General features: G+C 38.4%; 16 protein-coding genes. 12 read left to right on the forward strand and 4 right to left on the reverse strand.

Annotation, left to right across the window (positions count from 1 at the left end):
• The first annotated feature begins 216 nt into the window (after positions 1–216).
• From N780_RS01295 to N780_RS01310, 4 genes are all read left to right on the forward strand, one after another.
• Positions 217–1,233 carry an NAD-dependent epimerase/dehydratase family protein gene (locus N780_RS01295; protein ID WP_036779037.1) on the forward strand — a complete coding sequence of 339 codons (1,017 nt, stop codon included), beginning with the start codon at positions 217–219 and terminating at the stop codon, positions 1,231–1,233.
• A complete protein-coding gene (locus N780_RS01300) occupies positions 1,234–2,298 on the forward strand; it encodes a dihydrodipicolinate synthase family protein (RefSeq protein WP_036779039.1) in 1,065 nt (354 codons plus the stop codon). It begins immediately after the preceding gene.
• Positions 2,299–2,322: 24 nt separating this feature from the next.
• A complete protein-coding gene (locus tag N780_RS01305) occupies positions 2,323–4,344 on the forward strand; it encodes an alginate lyase family protein (RefSeq protein ID WP_232299472.1) in 2,022 nt (673 codons plus the stop codon).
• A gap of 124 nt (positions 4,345–4,468) precedes the next feature.
• Complete coding sequence (locus tag N780_RS01310; RefSeq protein WP_036779043.1) at positions 4,469–7,249, forward strand: CBM96 family carbohydrate-binding protein; 2,781 nt, start codon at positions 4,469–4,471, stop codon at positions 7,247–7,249.
• Between the two features lie 38 nt (positions 7,250–7,287).
• On the opposite strand, the gene N780_RS19125 is transcribed toward N780_RS01310, so the two are convergent.
• Entirely contained in the window at positions 7,288–8,331 is a 1,044-nt protein-coding gene (locus tag N780_RS19125) for a response regulator transcription factor (RefSeq protein ID WP_052114829.1), read from the reverse strand.
• Positions 8,332–8,333: 2 nt separating this feature from the next.
• Entirely contained in the window at positions 8,334–10,160 is a 1,827-nt protein-coding gene (locus N780_RS01320) for a sensor histidine kinase (RefSeq protein ID WP_036779045.1), read from the reverse strand.
• Positions 10,161–10,301: 141 nt separating this feature from the next.
• Here N780_RS01320 and N780_RS01325 point away from each other — a divergent pair, with 141 nt between their 5' ends.
• The 6 genes from N780_RS01325 to N780_RS01350 are packed head-to-tail and all read left to right on the forward strand — an operon-like array spanning position 10,302 to position 16,210.
• Positions 10,302–11,639 carry an ABC transporter substrate-binding protein gene (locus N780_RS01325; protein WP_036779047.1) on the forward strand — a complete coding sequence of 446 codons (1,338 nt, stop codon included), beginning with the start codon at positions 10,302–10,304 and terminating at the stop codon, positions 11,637–11,639.
• A 30-nt stretch (positions 11,640–11,669) separates the two neighbouring features.
• Positions 11,670–12,617, forward strand: a complete 948-nt coding sequence (locus N780_RS01330) for a carbohydrate ABC transporter permease (protein ID WP_036779050.1) — start codon at positions 11,670–11,672, stop codon at positions 12,615–12,617.
• 23 nt (positions 12,618–12,640) lie between these two features.
• Complete coding sequence (locus tag N780_RS01335) at positions 12,641–13,468, forward strand: carbohydrate ABC transporter permease (protein ID WP_036779052.1); 828 nt, start codon at positions 12,641–12,643, stop codon at positions 13,466–13,468.
• A 34-nt stretch (positions 13,469–13,502) separates the two neighbouring features.
• Positions 13,503–14,426, forward strand: coding sequence for a helix-turn-helix domain-containing protein (locus N780_RS01340; RefSeq protein ID WP_036779055.1), 924 nt, complete (start codon positions 13,503–13,505; stop codon positions 14,424–14,426).
• Positions 14,427–14,440: 14 nt separating this feature from the next.
• Positions 14,441–15,217 (forward strand): sugar phosphate isomerase/epimerase family protein, encoded by a 777-nt coding sequence (locus tag N780_RS01345; RefSeq protein ID WP_036779058.1) that lies wholly within the window; start codon positions 14,441–14,443, stop codon positions 15,215–15,217.
• A 3-nt stretch (positions 15,218–15,220) separates the two neighbouring features.
• Positions 15,221–16,210: a Gfo/Idh/MocA family protein gene (locus N780_RS01350; RefSeq protein ID WP_036779061.1), complete on the forward strand. Its 990-nt coding sequence runs from the start codon at positions 15,221–15,223 to the stop codon at positions 16,208–16,210.
• Positions 16,211–16,436: 226 nt separating this feature from the next.
• On the opposite strand, the gene N780_RS19130 is transcribed toward N780_RS01350, so the two are convergent.
• Both N780_RS19130 and N780_RS01360 read right to left on the reverse strand, forming a co-directional pair.
• The gene (locus N780_RS19130) at positions 16,437–17,255 is read right to left on the reverse strand and encodes an LAGLIDADG family homing endonuclease (protein ID WP_052114830.1); all 819 of its coding nucleotides are present in this window, start codon (positions 17,253–17,255) and stop codon (positions 16,437–16,439) included.
• Between the two features lie 202 nt (positions 17,256–17,457).
• Positions 17,458–17,751, reverse strand: coding sequence for a Dabb family protein (locus N780_RS01360; protein WP_036779064.1), 294 nt, complete (start codon positions 17,749–17,751; stop codon positions 17,458–17,460).
• 358 nt (positions 17,752–18,109) lie between these two features.
• Here N780_RS01360 and N780_RS01365 point away from each other — a divergent pair, with 358 nt between their 5' ends.
• Positions 18,110–19,297 (forward strand): CaiB/BaiF CoA transferase family protein, encoded by a 1,188-nt coding sequence (locus N780_RS01365; RefSeq protein WP_036779067.1) that lies wholly within the window; start codon positions 18,110–18,112, stop codon positions 19,295–19,297.
• A gap of 13 nt (positions 19,298–19,310) precedes the next feature.
• The gene (locus tag N780_RS01370; protein ID WP_036779069.1) at positions 19,311–20,504 is read left to right on the forward strand and encodes an acyl-CoA dehydrogenase family protein; all 1,194 of its coding nucleotides are present in this window, start codon (positions 19,311–19,313) and stop codon (positions 20,502–20,504) included.
• The last annotated feature ends 9 nt before the right edge of the window (positions 20,505–20,513 follow it).

Consider the following 20,513-nt stretch of genomic DNA (forward strand, 5'->3'; position numbering starts at 1 on the left):
GGTATTTTTACATAAATAAAACAAAAAATGAATCGAACCCCCGTATATTTGATCAATATATACAATGGATATGAATAAATATGCGTTTTTGATAGTTTTATTTTATTTCTCTGTGAGTTAATAACGGTCCTATTTAAGACATTGTTCTAAGGTTTCCCTTACCATAAGATGAAGATAGATAGGAAACGATGAGTGTGGAGAAGGGGGCATTGAATCTTGAGAAATATCCGTGATTTAGAACAAAAAATGTGTGAACCATCTGCTGGTTTAGTACGAGATATCACCTTACTTGATGGTGATATTATGATTTTAGGAGTAGGCGGGAAAATGGGACCCACATTAGCTAAGCTGGCAAAGAATACGGTGGATTGTGCTAAGCAGGAGAAACAGGTATATGCTGTTTCGAGGTTCTCGAAAGGTTCTCTTCGACGTGAGCTTGAAGCGTTTGGGATTAAGACTATTGCAGCGGATCTTTTAGATGAACACCAATTAGATCACTTACCTGATGTGAAAAATATCATTTATATGGTCGGCCATAAATTTGGGACTACAGGAAATGAGCATTTTACGTGGGCCATGAATTCCTTCTTACCTGGTCTAATAGCAAAGAAATTTAAAAACTCTCGAATTGTATCGTTCTCAACGGGGAATGTATATCCTCTTACTCCAGTTAAAAATGGCGGAGTATCAGAAGAATACCCTACAGGTCCAATCGGAGAATATGCACAATCTTGCCTTGGCCGTGAACGTGTATTTACTTATTATTCCCACAAATATAACATTCCTCAGCTTCATTTTCGTTTAAACTATGCGATAGATCTTCGTTATGGTGTTCTCCTTGAAATAGCTAAATCTGTAAAGGAAGGCAAGCCAGTTGATGTTACGATGGGCCATGCTAATGTGATCTGGCAAGGTGATGCAAACGACATGGCGATTCGGTCTTTATTATATTGTAGTTCTCCTCCTGAATTCCTTAATGTTACAGGTCCTGAGACAATGTCGATACGCTGGGCTGCTGAACAGTTTGGTGAATTAATGAACAGGTCACCAGTCATTATAGGGGAAGAACAAGATACTGCTCTATTGAGTAATGCTTCAAAATCCCATAAACTCTTTGGATACCCAAAAGTAACTTTGCGAGAAATGATCGAATGGACGGCAGAATGGTTGGAGCATGACGGTGAGGTCCTTGCTAAACCAACCCACTTCCAGGAGAGGGAGGGGAAGTATTAAGTGGATACACGTATAAATATAGAAAAGTGGAAGTTGCTACACGAAGGTACTGTTATTCCAGCGCATCCTCTAGCACTAACGAAAAAGAAAGAATTAGATGAGAGAAGACAACGAGCGTTAACGCGTTACTATATGGAGAGTGGGGCGGGAGGGGTTGCTGTTGGCGTCCATACGACTCAATTTGAAATACGTGAACCAAGCATTAATCTTTATGAAACTGTATTAAGATTGACTGCAGAGGAAGTAAATCATGCTCGTCTTAATAAGCCTTTCTTAAAAATAGCAGGAATCTGCGGTCCAACTGACCAAGCTCTGACAGAAGCAACACTTGCGAAAGAATTAAACTATGATATGGGACTTGTCAGCATGGGAGGTTTGCACTTAACGGAGAAAGAACATCTGGAGCGAATTATGGAAATAGCAACTATTATTCCGGTCTTTGGATTCTATCTTCAACCTTCAGTAGGTGGGAGAACTTTTTCCTATGAGTTCTGGGAACAATTTGCTGAAATTGAAGGTGTTTGTGCTGTGAAAATGGCGCCCTTTAACCGCTACCAGACCCTAGACGTAGTTAGGGCTGTTTGTCACTCCAGTCGAGTGGATGAAATTGCTCTTTATACAGGGAACGACGATAATATCGTCATTGATTTACTTACGAGTTACCAATTCACCGTCAATGGAAAAAACGTTTCGAAACCAATTGTAGGTGGCCTCCTTGGCCATTGGGCTGTTTGGACGTCCAAAGCGGTTCAACTATTTGAAGACACTAAGAATATGCGAGGGAGTCAGAATCTCTCTCCCCAAATACTTACAACTGCTACTCATGTTACTGATAGTAATGCGGCACTCTTTGACGCGGCTCACCACTACAAAGGCTGTATTGCAGGTATTAATGAGGTGTTGAGAAGACAAGGTTTATTGGCTGAAAACACGTGTTTGAATGATCATGATCGGTTAAGTCCGGGGCAATCAGAAGAAATTGATCGAATTTATGAGCAATACCCACACCTTACTGATGATTTCTTTGTAAGTAAGAATTTAGAGAAGTGGCTCTCGGGAAGATAGAGGACTTGTCAGAGGAGGATTCTTTTGAATAAATCTTTTTTTTACCATACTCCTGATCAAAGAGAGATTATAGACTTTTGTAAGACAGCGTGGCCAGAAGAAGTAAGAGAAGTCATCCATCGGGCAGATCTTGCAACCAAGCAAACCTTTATCTTTACTCATCGGTGGGATATGGAAAGGTGTGAAATTCCGGTAACATTTGATAACAAGATCGACTGGACGTACCGATTCAAAGGGGATTTTGAGTGGACGGTTAACTTAAATCGGAGCAGATTTATGTCTGAGTTAGGTCAAGCATATTGGTTAACAAGTGATGAGAAGTACGTAACCTCTTTTATAAATCTATTAAAAGACTGGATTAATCAGAATCCTCTATCAATAGATGAAATACTTTCTAGTAAGGAACAACATTATAATGTGAAAGATACATGGCGGAAATTGGACAGCGGCATTCGTATTACAAACTGGTTAAAAGGGTATCACTGTGTAAGAGAATCAGATTATTGGACGAGAGAAGATGAGCAGCTTTTTAAAGAGGCTGTTCATCTTCATGGCACTTATTTAAAATTTGCTTTCACCCCGCATGATCGGCAAAGTAACTGGGGGTTTTTAGAGACAAATGGATTGTTCCAAATCGCCATGCTTTTCCCGGAATTTGCTGAGTCAAAGAGTTGGCTGTCTATTGCTGTAGACCGGTTGGTAAACATGTGTGAGTTGCAAATCTTTGAAGATGGTATGCATAATGAGCAAAGTCCGATGTATCATCACGAAGTACTCCATTGTTTATTTGAGTGTGTATGGCTAGCCAAGAAAAACGAACATCCTTTGCCTTCCATATGTGAGGACTCTTTAAAACGCTTATTCCTCTCCTCCTTAGCCTTTGTCAAACCGACTGGCTCTCAACCTATGATTAGTGACAGTGATGATACGGATATAAGAGATATACTATGTCGAGGTGCGGTCTTATTCAAACGAGGAGATTTGAAGCATCAGGCTTATGACCAATTAGATTATGAGAGTGCTTGGTACTACGGAAAAGAAGGGATAGATGAGTTTCATAAGCTTGTTGCACATCCACCTTCAACAACATCCATCCATTTATCTGAGAGTGGTTATTCGATAATGAGGAGTGGGTGGTCTGAAAGCAGCCATTATTGTTTATTTGACGGTGGTCATATGGATATTATCCAGGCGCACGGACATGATGATTTCTTACATCTTGATTTAAATGTCTTTGGTAAGGATCTGTTAATCGACACGGGGAGATACACATACATGGAAGGTGAAGAACGAAGATACTTTAAAGAATCCTTTCAACATAATACGACGATCGTAGACCATACTTCTATATCTGAGTTTAAAGATTCCTGGACATGGGGAGACATTGCAAGGACAACTCAATCGTTTTGGAAGACATGTGAATCTTTTGACTATGCTGAGGCAGGTCATGATGGTTATCGCAATTTAAAAGATCCCGTTGGGGTACTACGCAAGATACTATTTGTTAAACCATACTATTGGTTGGTGATAGATGAGTTTCAATCCAATGAGACACACCATTTTGCTCAGCATTTTCATGTAAGTGAGAACGTCTCTGTGCAAACATACCCTGATCGATCTGTTGCTGTTTGTAACTTAAATGAAAAGGAAGGACTTTTCATTCATTCTATTACTCCCGCTAAACTAACAAAGGATAAGTGCTGGATCTCTCGAAATTACAATGAGAAACACGCGTCTTCTAAACTTGTATTCGATCATAAGGCTACCGGTAAGACTAGAATGATTACAGGTCTCATCCCGTTTCATTCAACAGTGACTGAGGATGTTGTTATAAAAGAAATAGGAGTAAGAAATACGTTCGGTGATTATTTTTCAAATGAAGATGTAACCGCTATGGAAATAAATATAGGGATGGATACGCACTGGGTGGTTGTATCTCATTCAGGACCTAACAGCTTTCAATTTGCAGAGCATCACATGACTGGAGATGTTTTGCTCGTTAAGAAAAAAGGAGATCAACTAAACAAATGGGTTATTAAAGTTTAAATCAACTCTATTAACGGTCGTATAACGGTCAGTCTATTTATCATCTTATAACCATAAACTCATCACAAAGGTGGTGGATTTATGGTTATTTGTATTTCAAAATTTAATAGAAGGTGGTCTTCTCATGAAAAATTGGATACAACGTAGACATATTGTTTTCTTAGTGCTGCTAATTCCTCTATTATTCTTCCAAGGTGTGTCTCCTCATATTGGGTATGCCGAGTCATCTCTTACAATTACTTCGCATCAAAATGGTGATCGCCTTCCTGTTGATGTTGTTAGAATCTCCGGGTCTTATTCAGCTGTTAAGAATATTGAGGTCATTATTGATGCTAAGACAGTGAATAAAGCTCAATTAGTTCCCAACTCTTCTGAATCTGGCGAATGGTTTTATGATTTAGATACCAACGAGATTGACGGAAGTGTAGAAATCGTTCTAAAAGGCACGAGTACGATCACACGATATTCCACTTGGTCTGAACCGCTTCTTCTTGAAGTGGATAATAATAAAGCCAACACTCCAAAAGTTATGATTCAAGACCCAAAAACGGATACCAGTATCACTAAAAACACAAAGGTGACGGTAACAGCTTCAGGTAAAAATGATATAGAAGCGGTATACATTCGAGTGAATGGAGGGGAATGGACACTTACGAAAAAGAATAGTGACATCTATACTTATCACTTAGTCACTCTTTCTGAACGAGACAAAACATACAGCATAGAAGCAAAAGCTATGGATTCATTAGGAAATATAGGTTTAAGCCAAACAGTATATGTGAGAACAGGAAACGGAAGATCAGTTGATACAACTCCAGAGAAACAAGATCGTGCCATGTGGATATGGGAAAATGCTTCTTATAATTTAATCTACAATGAGGGTTCAAGAAAAGTACTGGATGCTTTTGCAAAAGATACAACTACATTTAACCAGGATGCCATTACAACTCTTTACCTTGGAGTGGATCGGTACTATGGAGTTGATATGCTTGAGGATGAAAGAGAGCGGGTTCGAAATTTCATTTCATGGGCACACCAAAAGGGATATAAGGTCCACGCTCTCATTGCAGGCGGAACAAAACCACCTCATTTTGGTGCTTTTGACAGGTATCATGAGATTGCTCTTAGAGAGGTTGAAAATATCATCAATTATAACCTCTCTTCAAGGAGTGAAGAGCAATTTGATGGTGTGAATATAGATATCGAACCTTATATAGCTTCTCAGTTTAAAACAGAGAAACCTTCCTTACAGATTCAATATCTTAATTTATTAGAGAAAATGATGGATCTGAAACGTGTTTCTGACTCTAGTTTATCAATGGGAGCGGCTATCCCAAACTGGTATGACAGCTCTCCATATGCTGAAAATATTACATGGGGCCCCAACTTGAATGATGGAGAAAGGGAAACAAAGTGGTTATCGGAACACATACAAGACATACTGGATTATATTTCGATCATGGATTATCGAGATTTTGCAGAAGGCTCAAATGGAATTATTGAGAGAGCTTTAGATGAAATAGAGTATGCTGTGACCATTAACAAACCGAACTCGGTCGTTATTGGGGTAGAAACAAAGGACATTGCCGATGGAGGAGACCCAGAACTTATTTCATTTAGAGAAGAAGGGCGCACCTATATGGAACAAGAACTTGATAAGGTCTATGCAACTATGAATTCATCCCCTTCTTTTGGTGGAATCGCGTTACATCACTATGACACATTGAGATATTTACCATCAGAATGGAGTGATGATGGCGTATTCTGGGAGCCACCACTTGATACTGAAGCTCCGACGCAAGTAGATCGTCAGCCTAAAGCCTTACCAACGAGTTATCAATCGATTTTCATTGATTATGGTAGAGCATACGATAATGGTGAAGTCGAACATTATGCGATTTACAGAGGGCTGACACCTGATTTTACACCAGATGAAAGCAATTTGGCCGGAGAATCTAGAGGATTATCCTATGTGGATGAGGGTTTACTAGCAGATACGACCTATTATTATAAGGTGGCAGCAGTTGATGTAAATGGAAACATTGGTCCAGTATCTGCTGTTGCATCAGCTACCACGAACCAATCCTCCTTAAAGCCCTTAAAGGTTGAAGAAGCTTCTATAATCTATTCTAACGGGAAAGCAGAAGTAACTATAACCGTTTCTGATCTAAAAACGGGCTTACCTGTAAAATCGAATCTAAGCGGAAGATTTGAATTTGTAAGTGGAAAAGTCGTAAATGGAACCACCAATGATCAAGGACAGATTACCTTCACCTCAGAAACTCTTGGCACCCATAGTGGGAAAATTGGGTTCAAAATAAATGCAATAACAGCAGCAGGGTATTACTGGGCTTCTTCAAAGGATGTTTCTTATGATTTGCAGACTACCTGGGCGTTTGAAAGGATGTCCGAGAGTGAGGATGCCTATATACGAAGTGATTCTTATGGAGATATAAACTACGGGGATTCCCCTATTTTAGAAGTAAAAGGTTTAGAAGAATCCTTTCAGAGTTATGATCGAAAAGCATATATTCAATTCTCCTCAGATCCATCGTCTCTTGATAATCTAGCTAGAGTAACACTAAAATTTTATGTCGATCGAGGTATTAGTGATTCTGAAGTATCAAGTGTACCGCTCTCCATTTACGGAGCAGTTAACCAAGAATGGAATGAAGAGAACATTACGTGGAATTCTCAACCAGATTCATTAACTTTTAGCAAAGTGGGAGAGGTAGGGGTATCAGCCAAGGGGTGGTATCAAATCGATCTAACAGAATGGGCTTCTAGTTTAGAAAACGTTCACTCGCTTACCTTCCGCCTGTCTGATGATGCACTGATGGATCGGTTAGTCCCTATCCAAAGTAAAGAGAATACGAATGCGCCAACATTAGAAATTCGTAAGTAACAACAAAGGTTGCCCCTGAATAAAGAGGCAACCTTTTGTTATTCAACTCCAACACGTTTTCTGTATTCAGTTGGAGTATATCCGGTGATTTTTTTGAAGGTCTTTGTAAAATGTGGGTAATCGACATAACCAATGGTATCTGCAATTTCATATGTTTTATATATCGGATTCTTTAATAATATTTTGGCCTTATCTATACGTAACTTTGTTACAAATTGCTTATAGCTCTCTCCCATCTCCTTTTTAAACTCCATACTGAAGTAGGAAGGAGACATATCCACTATGTTTGCTACTTCATTTAGGGTTAGTGTACTTTCTTTGAAATTTGCCTCTATATAACGAGCGGCAGAAAGGATATTTGCTTTATGACCAATATTTCTTTTTTGCTTTAGAAAATTGATCCACTGTTTGCAATGTGTCGACAGGTGGTCTGGAAGAAGATCTGTCTCAATAGGAAATGCTGTATGAGATGGTAGAATGTATGAGGTGCGATTCTCTAATTTAGTCTTAATATTAGTGAATAAATCCTGATAAAAGTCTTTTGTGAGGGAAGTGGCAAACCCTTTATCTTGTAAAACTTTGTGGACTTCGCTGATTGTCTCAACAAGTTTCTCCTCTTCAAGCATCCACACCAAATTGCTGATCTCTTTAGCAGATGAGTTTATTAACCCTAGGCGCTCCTGACGCTCAAAATAGGAGGGGTGCTCTTGTTGGATCTCCTTATAAACAGTATCTAATGTAGAGAGAAATAAATGTGGTTTAATGGGTTTCAATAGAAAATCACTTACGCCATATCTTAAAGCTTGTTGGGCATATATAAATTCATCATACCCGGATAGGACGATAAACTTCACTTGATGATCTACAGACCTTACTTTTTGAATGAAATCTAAACCATTTAGTTTGGGCATTCGTATATCCGTAATGATTAAGTGAGGATGGTACGTAGATACGAGCTCCATAGCTTCTTCACCATTATTTGCTTCCCCTACGATCTGAAACCCTGTTTCATTCTTATGAATTAAAGCTGAGATACTCCGCTTAATTAATTTCTCATCATCCACTGTAATGACTTTGAACACAATTACGCCCCCTTTATTGTATCTTCCATACGTAAAGGCAAACGGATTTCAATAACCGTACCAGATTGGTTAGACTTCTTGATAAACAATCCATAAGGAAACCCTAACTCAGAGTGAATTCTCTTATGAACGTTTAAGAGTCCAATACGTTTCGTCGTTCTATAATCTTCGGGTGGCTCTGTATTGTGTATAAAGGCATAGTTATATGCTTCTGTGGTTTCGGCTACCATGCCTTTTCCGTGGTCAACCAGGTATAAAAGATAATCACGATTGATTTTCTTCCCGTAAATTCCAATAAAAGTTGGAACTAAGGAATGTTCTTCATAACCATGAGAGAATGCATTTTCAATTATAGGTTGAAGCGTTAACCTTGGTGTCAAAATATGTGCAGTCAATGATTCATCTACCTCAACAGAAACATTTAACCCTTCAAAACGTTCTAGTTGAATTTGAAAATAAGCATTAATATGCTGCAATTCTTCTTCTAGCGAGACGACCTTCTTTGTATTACTAACATTGTAGCGGAACATGTCAGCAAGAGAGGTCGTCATGCGACTAATTTCCATTTGATCTTCAATTATGGCGTAGGAATTAATAATCTCTAGTGTGTTATATAGAAAGTGTGGATTGATTTGAGACTGCATTGCTTGTAACTCCGCTTCTTTCGTCTTAATGTGTAATTCTTGTTCTTTTAATTTCGACAAGCGGATCTGCTGTATGAGCTCAGAAAGTTTCTCCGTCATACTGTAAAAACTGTTATATAAGTCACTAATTTCATCTTCTTGATAAAGGGCAAGGGGACGAGGCTTTTCTGTTGGGAACTTTCCAGAAGCCACCTCTCGCATGAGTTTTTGCAGATGCTGTAAGGAGTAAGTTAATGTGAACGAAAAGCCTCCTACGAAAAGAATAGCAAGTCCTATTAAAATTAAACCTACCAGAATGGTGAAATTTCTAAGTGTCACTAACCTAGTCATCGCCTCTTCTAAAGGAACGCTAGCCATGATCATCCAATTGGCATCGGGGAGAGATTCTCGAACTAGTAAGGTTTTTTCCTTATCAAGCTGAGTAATAAAAGAAATGTTCTCCTCCGTATAATCAGATTGGAACGGTTGCCCTAATTGGTTACGAAGCGGATGATAGACAATTGTATCGTCTTCATTTACTAACCACACCTCATTGAAATGATGATCTGTTATCTCATTCAATATAGAAGCAATTTGGTTAAGATGAAGGTCTACTACGAGTAAGCCAATCGTTTCATAAGTGTTTTTATCATATATTTTTTGAACAATTGTCAGGATAGGAGTAGATTCATAAAAGCTTAAATCTAGTAATTCATAACTCTCTAATTGTTCCTGGTTGATCCACAAATCTCTATTTCTTATTTTTATTTCATCAATATCAATAAATCTCTTCACCTGAGTGTAATTATGTTCTTGCCTCCCATCTTTGCTGATTAACGACAGGCCAAATATATCAGAACGTGCGTTTAGGATTTGTCCAAATGTTTCTTCTTGAATTCTTTTCGTTTCCATATACTGTTCGTAACGTGTATCAGGGGTATGATTTGATTTTAGATAGTTCTGTATAGAAGTGCTACTTAGAAGGGGAGTCGTGGCTTTTTTTAAGTCAGCCAAATAAAAAGATAAGTATTCCTTAGTCTGGTTAAGGAGTTGTTGACTGGCATGAACAGCATTATCTTGTATAGCGGTGGTTGTTCTTTCGTACCAAATGTATCCGAATACTAGTAAGGGAGTACATACAAAGATAATGATTACCCATAACAATTTAGATTGAATGGACTTTCTATGAAAGAGATCATTCTTCAAGAGCTATTCACCCTTTCATTGTGATATATAATTGATACATTTTTGAAAAAAACACAACAAATCAAATCGATGTCTATTCTGTAATTTCGACTTTACTACTAAGATAACCGTGTAAGCGTTAACAAAAGAGGGGGAGAAGGAATGAAATATTCACAGAAATTTGGCCTTTTACTTTTACTTTCTTTGATTTTAGCTTTTGCTCTGGCAGGCTGTAGCAATGAATCGGATGCGGACAGTGAAAATTCAGGAGAGCAAGTAGAGATTAAGTTAGGATATTACTCATCTGGTAGTGCTGATGAAAAGATGGAAGAGCTTATTGATCAATTTGAAGAGAAACACCCAAATATTAAAGTTACGACACAAAATGCCCCTTATTCTCAGTTCTTTCAAAAGTTAGATACACAAATTGCAGGTAATAATGCTCCAGATGTATGGTTATCTGATGGTGTGCTTGTATCAAAATACGCTGAACGTGGAGCGGCTAAAGATGTAACGGATTGGATTGAAAGGGATTTAAACAAAGATGAGTACTATGGACTCGATTTTAATAAAGATGCTACTGGTAAGTACTTTGCTGTTCCACAAGGTATTCAAATTGGAGCTTTGTTTTATAACAAGGATATGTTTGATGAAGCGGGTGTAGACTACCCGGATGATACTTGGACGTGGGACCAACTACAAGAAACAGCAGAACGGTTAACCATTGATGCTAATGGTAAGCGAGCAACGGATGATGGTTTTAATTCTGATGCAGTCAATCAATATGGGATGACGTTCTTTAACATCACAGAAGGATGGATGCCAGTATTGAAGTCTTATGGTGGTGGTGTTTTGGATGAAGAGTTAAAGAATTCTGTGATTGATTCCAAAGAGAATAAAGAAGCTATGAAGTGGATGGTAGAAGGAATGCAGAAAGGTGTTTTAACAGATCCATCTGACCTTCAAAGTTTCCAAAGTCCAATGTCACCGTTCCCAAGCGGTACTGCAGCAATGAGGATCGGAATATATGCGAGGGTACTAGCAGCAAATGAAACTGGTATTAATTACGATGTTACAGTTTTGCCTAAAGGTCCAGACGGGAAGCGGTTCGCTCCTGTCATTGCTAACTCTTGGATTGTAAATAATAATAGCTCAGATGAAAAAGCAGAAGCGGCTTGGGAATGGGTTAAATTCTGGGTTACAGAAGATGAAGTTCAAAAGGAATGGGCTGAATTAGGTGAAGCGGTACCCGTTAAGAAGTCTGTTGCCAACTCTGATTTGTTCTTAAACTCTGGTGATAACAAGATTAACAAGCAAGCCTTCTTAGACAGTTTTGAATTTGCAGGAACACTCGATACAAATGCTGTATGGTCCGAGTGGCTTCAAAAGTTTAACGACAACATAAACAGAGCCTTCTTAAATGAAACAAGTATAGAAGAAGCATTGCAACAAGCAGACAAGGAAGTGACGAAAGTTTTGGATGATTTTTATAAGGAATAACCAAAATTTAAAGAAGAAAGTGTGTCCTAGATGCCAAAACTTGTAGATCGAGTTAAACCTCTTAAAAATCGTAGACGAAAGAAATTATCAGCAGAAGGGAGATGGGGATTCCTTATGGTGTCCCCATACCTTATTCAATTCGTTGTCTTCTTGTCCTTTCCTCTAGCTGCGTCCTTATATTTTAGTTTCTCAAAATACGACATGCTAAATGCTCCTAAGTGGATAGGAGTTGAAAACTATACAACCCTAATACAAGATCCGGTGTTCCATAAAGCGCTTTGGAATACCTTTTACTTTACGATTTTGTTTGTACCGGCACAAACGATTCTCGCATTAGTCCTTGCTGTTGCGCTTAATCAGAGTTTAAAAGGGTTAAAGTTTTTTAGAATTGCTCACTTTATCCCTGTTATTTGTTCCTGGACCGTTGTTCTTTACGTGGCAGATGCCATTTTAAATCCCCGCTTTGGGCTTGCAAATACAATCCTTGCGAAATTAGGAAGCAACCCGCAAGCATGGCTAGGTGATGAAGCATTGATCATCCCTGTTCTTGTTGCTGTCGCTGTATGGAAAGGGGTCGGTTACATGATGATTATCTTTTTAGCTGGCCTTCAAAATGTACCAGAGGATTTATATGAAGCAGCTGAAATAGAAGGGGCAGGGGTGTGGAAAAAATTCAGACACGTAACAGTTCCTTTGATTTCAGGGACTACGTTTCTCGTATTAGTCCTAACAACCATCACAACTTTTCAATCTTTTGAACAAATCTATGTCATGACAAGTCATTTAGGTGATGTAACCTCTGCAGGAGGACCGAATAACGCGAGTATGGTACTGATGCTCTATTTATTCCAACAAGGCTTTTCCTTCTTAAAGATGGGGTATGCATCCGCTATTGCATGGGTGTTGTTTATCATCTTATTTGGCATCACGATGATTCAACTAAAGTTGCAAAAAAAGTGGGTTTACTATGAGAAATAGTCTGTTATGTTGGGGTGTTGATCATGTTTAATCGATCTAAAAAAAGAAAGGCAATTAGCTACACGGTCATCCTGTTTAGTTCTCTACTTATGCTAACACCACTAGTAAGTGCAGCACTAAATTCATTAAAGTCCTACAAAGAGTACACGGCAATTCCAGTACAATGGATTCCAAATCCCTTTCAGTGGCAGAATTACATTGAAGTATGGAAAATGACTTCAATGGATACCTATGCGTGGAATAGTTTCATAGTAACCGTCTTATCGGTTATAGGAGCGTTACTATCTTGTTCCATGGTGGCGTACGCATTTGCAAGACTAGAGTTTTCATTTAAAAATTCATTGTTCGTAATGGTTCTTGGAACACTCATGATCCCTCCAGTCGTTATGATCATTCCGCAATTTATGATCTTTAATCAATTAGGACTCGTAGACACACTTGTGCCTTTATGGATTCTTGAATGGCTAGCCCAACCCTTTGGTGTGTTCTTAATGCGGCAAGCCTTTCTTGCTATTCCAAAAGAATATGACGAAGCAGCCAAACTGGATGGTTGCAATCCGTTCCAAACGTTTGTGAAAGTCTATTTGCCTATGTGTAAGCCACAATTAGCCACACTTACGATCTTCACGTTCATGACAAAATGGAACGAAATTATGGCGCCTGTTATTTACCTTTCTTCAGAAGATAAATTTACGTTACCGATTGGTATATTATCAATGTCTGGAGCTTGGTTTGGCCAAGAACAGTATTTAGTTGCTGCAGCTCTAATGTCTCTGTTACCAATCTTGATTGTTTTCTTATTCGCTGAGAAATATTTTGTGAAAGGAGCTAGCTCTTCTGGGCTTAAATAGCTTAGAAGGTACTGAAAGAAGGATGTGAAGGAAAATGAATTTTACTGTATTGGTGATTGGTTGTGAAGAAATCGTTAATAAAGTCATGGAGTTTAAGCACTTATATCAACAATTTACGTTCGTTCCGTATATTGATCAGCCAAATCAGCCATTTTCAGAAGACGTAAACGAATATCACGCAATCGTACTTGCCAATCCTCTAAAGTTTTCGAAAGAACTTTTAACAACCATTGAACACATACCAGTCTTCACACTTGCGGTCTCTGAAAGCACTCTTTATTCGAGTCTATTTAAATGTAGTTATGAATACGTACCTGAACAAAAAGGTCATTATACGATTAGTGTTGACGCAATGAATCTTGCCCATTCTAGTATATCTCAAGAGCTCTCCGGAAAAGGAATTATCTTCACGGAATACAAAGAGGGAGGGAGAGATCAAGTATTAATGCATCATGTTGAACTATGGAACAGAAGGCATGCTCAGTGTGTCGTCACCTGTGATCCCTTTATTAAAGGTCAGTTAGAGGCTTTGAGCATACCTGTACATCTGATTGTGCCGACCCATAAATGTATAAAACAATCCTTGAATCATGTGACAGAAGAAGTTAGACAGTATGTAATCCAAGGAAAAGTTGAAACGAGTGAAAAGATTCGGTTGGAAAACCCTTCTGCCTTTCAATTGATGCAAGATCTAAAGGTAAGCACCAAAACACTTCACAGGCTCCAATGCCTCTGTTATTCGAATGGGAAGAATACCATTACAGCTTCAGAACTTGCCAAAGGGTTCTCAATTACCCTTCGGAGCGCAAGAAGAATCTTATCTAATCTTGAGTATCACCGAATTGCGACAGTGATCGGGGAGGAACAATCAAATAAACGAGGACGTCCAAGAGCTATATACCGAATTGATTTGCAGCCTTTCCAAGAAGAGATCCTTTCTAACTGTAGCTATCATTAAAAAGGGGAGAGTTCATGCCAAAGATTCTCTTAAATACTGTTTTATTGGAGAAAAACCGTTGGGAAGGTGGCCAAATACCTTCTATTCAAGTTAGTAATTGGATACCCGCTATAAAGGAAAAGGGTTTTGATGGGATAGAATTGTGGCAAAATCATGCTCTAAAAGCAACAGATTATGAGCGAGCTCAATTAAAGCATAGTGATTTGCCTATTGATGTATTTAACTCCTATATAAAATTTGAAGAGGGGTATGAAAATGAGAGAGAGAAAATCGTAAATTTAGTACATGAGCTTAAATGTATGGCAGTTAAGTTTAACTTAGGTCATTCAATGGAGCATACAAACATGTATATTTCACATGTGAAAGCCATGTTGAATCAATTGCCTGACTCATGCCAGCTTCTGTGTGAATGTCATCCCGGAACGATTATGGAAGACCCGGAAACAGCTTACCGGGTTTTTGACCAAATCGGTTCTAATCGAGTGAAGGCGATTATTCACCCTTTTCATGATCAAGTAAATATAGAGAAATGGTTTCAACACTTAGGTTCATCCATTACACACGCTCATGTCAGTCTGTACAATAACAAACGGTTTCATCGGTTGAATAGTGAAGAGACGTTTGTGAGAAAGCGTATAGCTAAATTACATGAACATCAGTTTACGGGTTCCTATTCAATTGAATTTACAGCAGGAGTAGCAACAAGAGTTGAGAATACGGATCAAGTATTTACGAATGCAAGTGAAGATCATGCTCTATTACGTCATCTATCTTCGGAATTAGGAGTATAGCTTATGAGCTTATCGATATGTGTCATTGGAGCTGGGATCATAGCGCAACACCATTTGAAAGCGATTAAAGAAATCACTAGTACTCAATTGTTAGCTGTGGCAGACACCGACTCTGATAAAGCCATGAATGTAGCTGCAAAGAACGAAGTTAAAGGGTACACATCATATAAAGAAATGATCGTAAAAGAAACACCAGACCTCGTGATTATTACTCTTCCTCATTTCCTCCATAAGGAAGCAGCACTTTTCTCCGCGAAAGAAGGATGCCATATCTTGTTAGAGAAACCAATGGCTTTAACCAGTGCTGAATGCCATGAGATTCTGCGGTGTGTAAAAGATAACGGTGTAAAGCTTATGGTTGCTCATACTCAACATTATCTAGCAGAAAACATCACGGCTAAAGAATATATAGAGACTCATGATTTAGGACCACTATTGATGGTCAATGATTCAAGGTTCGTTCCATATTTTAATCCTGACCGACCGAAATGGTTCCTAGAAAAACGAAAGGCAGGAGGGGGGATTTTTATGAACCTTGGAACTCATTCAATTGATAAGATTCAGTGGCTCACAAATTCAGCTTTTACTTTTGTGAAAGCGAATTTATACTACCCGACAGCCATCTTACAAACAGATGTAGAAGGGAGTGGGACGGTTTATTTGGAAACGAGCACGGGGGTGCCTGTAACGATATCAATGTCTGGATTTTCTGTTGTGCCTACACAGCGAACTGAATTCATTTTTGAAGAAGGTATAGTGAAAGTTGAAATAGGAAAAGGAGTATTTATTACTAAGGAAGGAAAATATACAGCGTTAAAGGTTCAAGAATTACCTGATCCGTTTGTATTGCAGCTAAAAGATATGATTCGAACTATTCATGGAGACCAAGATAGTAATGGGAACTATGCGAAATTATTGGTTCGTACGATTGAACGTATTTATGAATCGAATGATCAGAATAAAGGATTAACTATGAATAATGATCATTTATAATATAGATTAAACTTTTAGATGAATGATTTTAAGTGAATGAAACTTAATTAGTATTTTATAAATTTTCACGGTATAAATGATATAAGTTATCGTATTAAAAATTTAAATCTCATCTCAATATCAAGAGTATACTTTGGTTATGAGATGAGATTGTTTATTCAGTTATGACTACCGATAATATATATTATGTTAACTAGAAATTAAAAATAAAAGAAGTGATGTTTACTCATCTCCTCTCTTTACCTTCTATCTTATTTAGAATAAACCATTCTCTAATGCTCAACTCAATTAATTCGTTCACCCTCATATCTAATTGCTTAGCCATTATTTTAGCGTGCTCTAATAAATTTTTGTCATAAGTGGTTTTATATTGAATACGATCCTGTGGATTTGATTTCTCCAAAAGTTCAATATCCGCATGATCAAAGATCGATTTCAATGCTTCCTCAATTATATAATTGCCATACTTTCCTTTTTTCTTCGCTTCATGTCTTACGCTATCTAATAATTCCTTACTCACGTTTGTTCTAAATTTAACTCTGTTAGATGTACTTTTATATTCTGGGTTTTTCATTAACGCTCTTTTAGAATAAACACAGTCTTCTAGGGCATGTTGATAAACAATATCTGATAGCTTTAATAAATCTCTTTTTCCTTTCACCCATACGCGATAATACACATTTTGAGAAGCGCTTAACTGTCGAGTTAAATTGCAACGAAGCTCCCAAGATTGGAATGTTTCAAAAATTCCTTTTGCAAAGCTTAGACTTGCAGAAGTAACATTCATAACATAACCTTCTCGATCTACCCAACCGTCTCCATCAATTACTCCTCTTATAAATGAAGATAAGTAATCCTTTGGAACATGTGGAAAGCCAACAGTTCTTGACTTATTTGCGTAGATACCTAACCTTTTATTTTTATACATAATATTACGTATTGCGCGATCAGATAGTCCTGAGAGCACTGACATCTTTTTGAAAGGTGTCCCCTTCTTGTATAAGTCTATAAGGTACTGATCTGTAATACCAGGCTTACGAGGCATAATAGCGCCACTCCCTCTTTAGTTATTTAGGTAACGAAAGGAAAATATTTGTATATATCCATTATAAAAACATATGTTCTCAGGAGTCGAGTTTTATCACTCGGGATGCCTATATAACTAACGGAGAGTAAAAAAGGAATGCGCCTAACATGAAGTAAGGCGCATTTCTTTCTATAATAACAAACAAGATTGTAAGGAAGATCTACATTTCAAAATCCACAACTAAAATATCTGAAAGCCCTATTTCTTTTAAGTATGCAACCACTTCCTGATGCTTCTCATGTGGGCCGTATTGCTCAAGAGCTTCCTTGTCTTCAAAGCGTACTGTTAATCCTACTTCGTACCCTTTGTTTCGATCTGAGAAATTCAAGCCAGCGTGAATATCAATAATGCCTGGGATCTCTTCTTTAAGAGAGGTTAACCTCTTAATAGCTTCCTGTTGCTGCGCTTCTGTTGTCTGTTCTTCAAATTTGAATAAAACAATATGTTCAATCACTGATCTCAACTACCTTTCTTTCAGTCATGATTTTCTCTGATATTATATCACTTCTTGCCTTTTTACAAACTGCCTTTGTTTTACACCTCTCTTTTTTTGTATATATTAAAGAATTCATTTACTTTATTGTCAGAATATTTTAAAATTGAATAAAGGTATGAATTTGTCTCCAAGCCCATCCCAGGCAGCTACAGACGGATCACCTTTGTAAACTTTCATATAATATAACTGTTTACCTTGCTTCCATGTCTCCTTACAAGGCAGGATTCAGCAGGTCAAAAGCCAGTTTGAATTCACGCATTTACATGTGTGTATTTCAAACTGGCTTTTTTATTCGGAATAAGGAGCGTGATAAAACGTGAGCACTTCTTTAGATGGTATACGAGTACTGGACCTCACTCGAGTTTTAGCAGGTCCGTATTGCTCCATGATTCTTGGTGACCTCGGTGCTGAAGTGATTAAAGTTGAAGCCCCGGGAGGTAGTGATGATACGAGGAAATGGGGTCCTCCCTTTCAAGAAGGTGTTAGTGCGTATTACCTTTGTGCGAATCGAAATAAGAAGAGCATGACAGTAGATTTAAAGTCTTCAGAGGGTAAAGAAATCATCCATAAGTTAGTCAAAAGTAGCGATGTAGTCATGCATAATTTTAAAACGGGAACGATGGAACGCCTTGGTTTAGATTATAAGGCATTAAACGAATTAAACCCGCGTATCGTATATTGTTCCATTACAGGATTCGGGGAAACAGGTCCTTATAAACATCTCCCAGGCTATGACTTCATCATTCAAGCTATGAGCGGATTGATGAGCATTACAGGCGATGAACAATCAGGCCCTCAGAAGCTAGGAATCGCCATTACTGATGTCCTTACAGGCCTTTATGCATGCATTGGGATACAAAGCGCTCTTATTGAACGAGAGAAATCTGGAAGAGGACAAATGGTGGATCTCTCTTTGTACGACGCTGCTGTGTCCTCCCTTATTAATATTGGTAGCAATTATCTTATGTCTGGAAACGTTCCAGAGAGATTAGGAAACCAACATGCCAATATTGTCCCTTACCAGACCTTTTACTCGTCTGATGGTGAAATGGTGATTGCGGTTGGTAATGACAGGCAATTTCGTTCCCTTTGCAGACTGATAGGTGAGCCTCAACTCTCACAGGACCCTCGTTTTACAACGAATCCTGATCGAGTTGCTCACCGCCAGCAACTAACACCCCTATTACAAAAAGCATTCCAGAAACAATCAACCGCTTATTGGAAAGAGTTATGTGATAAAGAAGGAGTCCCCTTTGGTCCTATTCAAACAATAAATGAGCTTGTTCAGGATCCTCAATTGCAAGCCCGTAATATGTTTTTACAAACAGAACATCCAATAGCTGGACCTATTAAACTAATTGGTAGCCCTTTGAAGCTATCAAGAACTCCAACCGTCTTATCGCACTACCCTCCTGAACCAGGAGAGCATACATCAGAAATATTAGATGCTCTTGGATATAGTGAAGAAGAAATCAAAAGATTGAAAGACCATCAATCAATATAAGGAGATGTTTACGATGAACTTTGAATTATCAGAAGAACAAGAAATGCTTCGAAAAACAGTCCGTGACTTTGTTGACCATGAAATTATGCCCCATATTGGTGAATGGGATGCTAAAGGTCACTTTGACACGGATACGTTGAAAAAAATTTCAAAACTTGGACTAATGGGTGTATGTATCCCTTCTAAATACGGTGGTAGTGGGATGGATTATAACTCTTTAGCTATCGTATGTGAAGAGTTAGAACGTGGAGATACTGCATTTAGAACAGCTGTATCCGTGCATACAGGTTTAAACAGCATGACATTACTTCAATGGGGAAATGAAGGTCAGAAGGAAAAATACTTAGTCCCTCAGGCTAAAGGTGAAAAGGTTGGGGCATTCGGATTAACAGAACCTGGTGCTGGATCTGATGTGGCATCTTTACAGTCGACAGCGAAGCGAGATGGTGATGATTATATTTTAAATGGTCAGAAAACATGGATCTCCCTTTGTGACACGGCAGATCACTTCCTTGTATTTGCCTATACGGATAAGGAAAAAAGCCACCATGGAATTTCATGTTTTATCGTCGAACGCACCATGCCTGGATTCTCTTCTAAAGCGACGAAAGGGAAACTTGGTATCCGAGCAGGCAACACGGGAGAATTATTTTTTGATGATGTACGTGTACCAAAGGAAAATCTGCTTGGAAAAGAAGGCGATGGCTTTAAAATTGCCATGGCTGCACTCGACAACGGTCGATTCACAGTAGCTGCTGGAGCATGTGGGCAAATTATGGCGTGTCTTGAAGCGAGCGTAGATTACTGTCACGAACGAAAAACGTTTGGAAAAGAAATCGGAAAACATCAATTAGTAAAACAAATGATTGCGAATATGGAAGCTGGTCTTCAAATGAGCCGCTTATTGGTTTGGAAAGCTGGTGAGTTAAAAAATAGTGGGAAACGGAATACCCGAGAAACCTCTTTAGCTAAATGGCAGGCGTGTGACTTTGCAAACAAAGCAGCGGATGATGCTGTTCAAATCCATGGCGCATATGGGTATTCAAATGAATATCCTGTTGAGCGCTACCTGCGTAACTCTAAAGCTCCAGTCATTTATGAAGGAACTAGAGAAATTCATACAATCATGCAAGCTGATTATGTTCTGGGTTACCGTAAAGACAAAGCTCTTGATCAAATGCTCCCTGAATGGCCATTTGAAGATTAGGAGGAGTAA

The organism is Pontibacillus chungwhensis BH030062 (assembly GCF_000770675.1).
GTDB classification, from domain to species: Bacteria; Bacillota; Bacilli; order Bacillales; family BH030062; genus Pontibacillus; species Pontibacillus chungwhensis.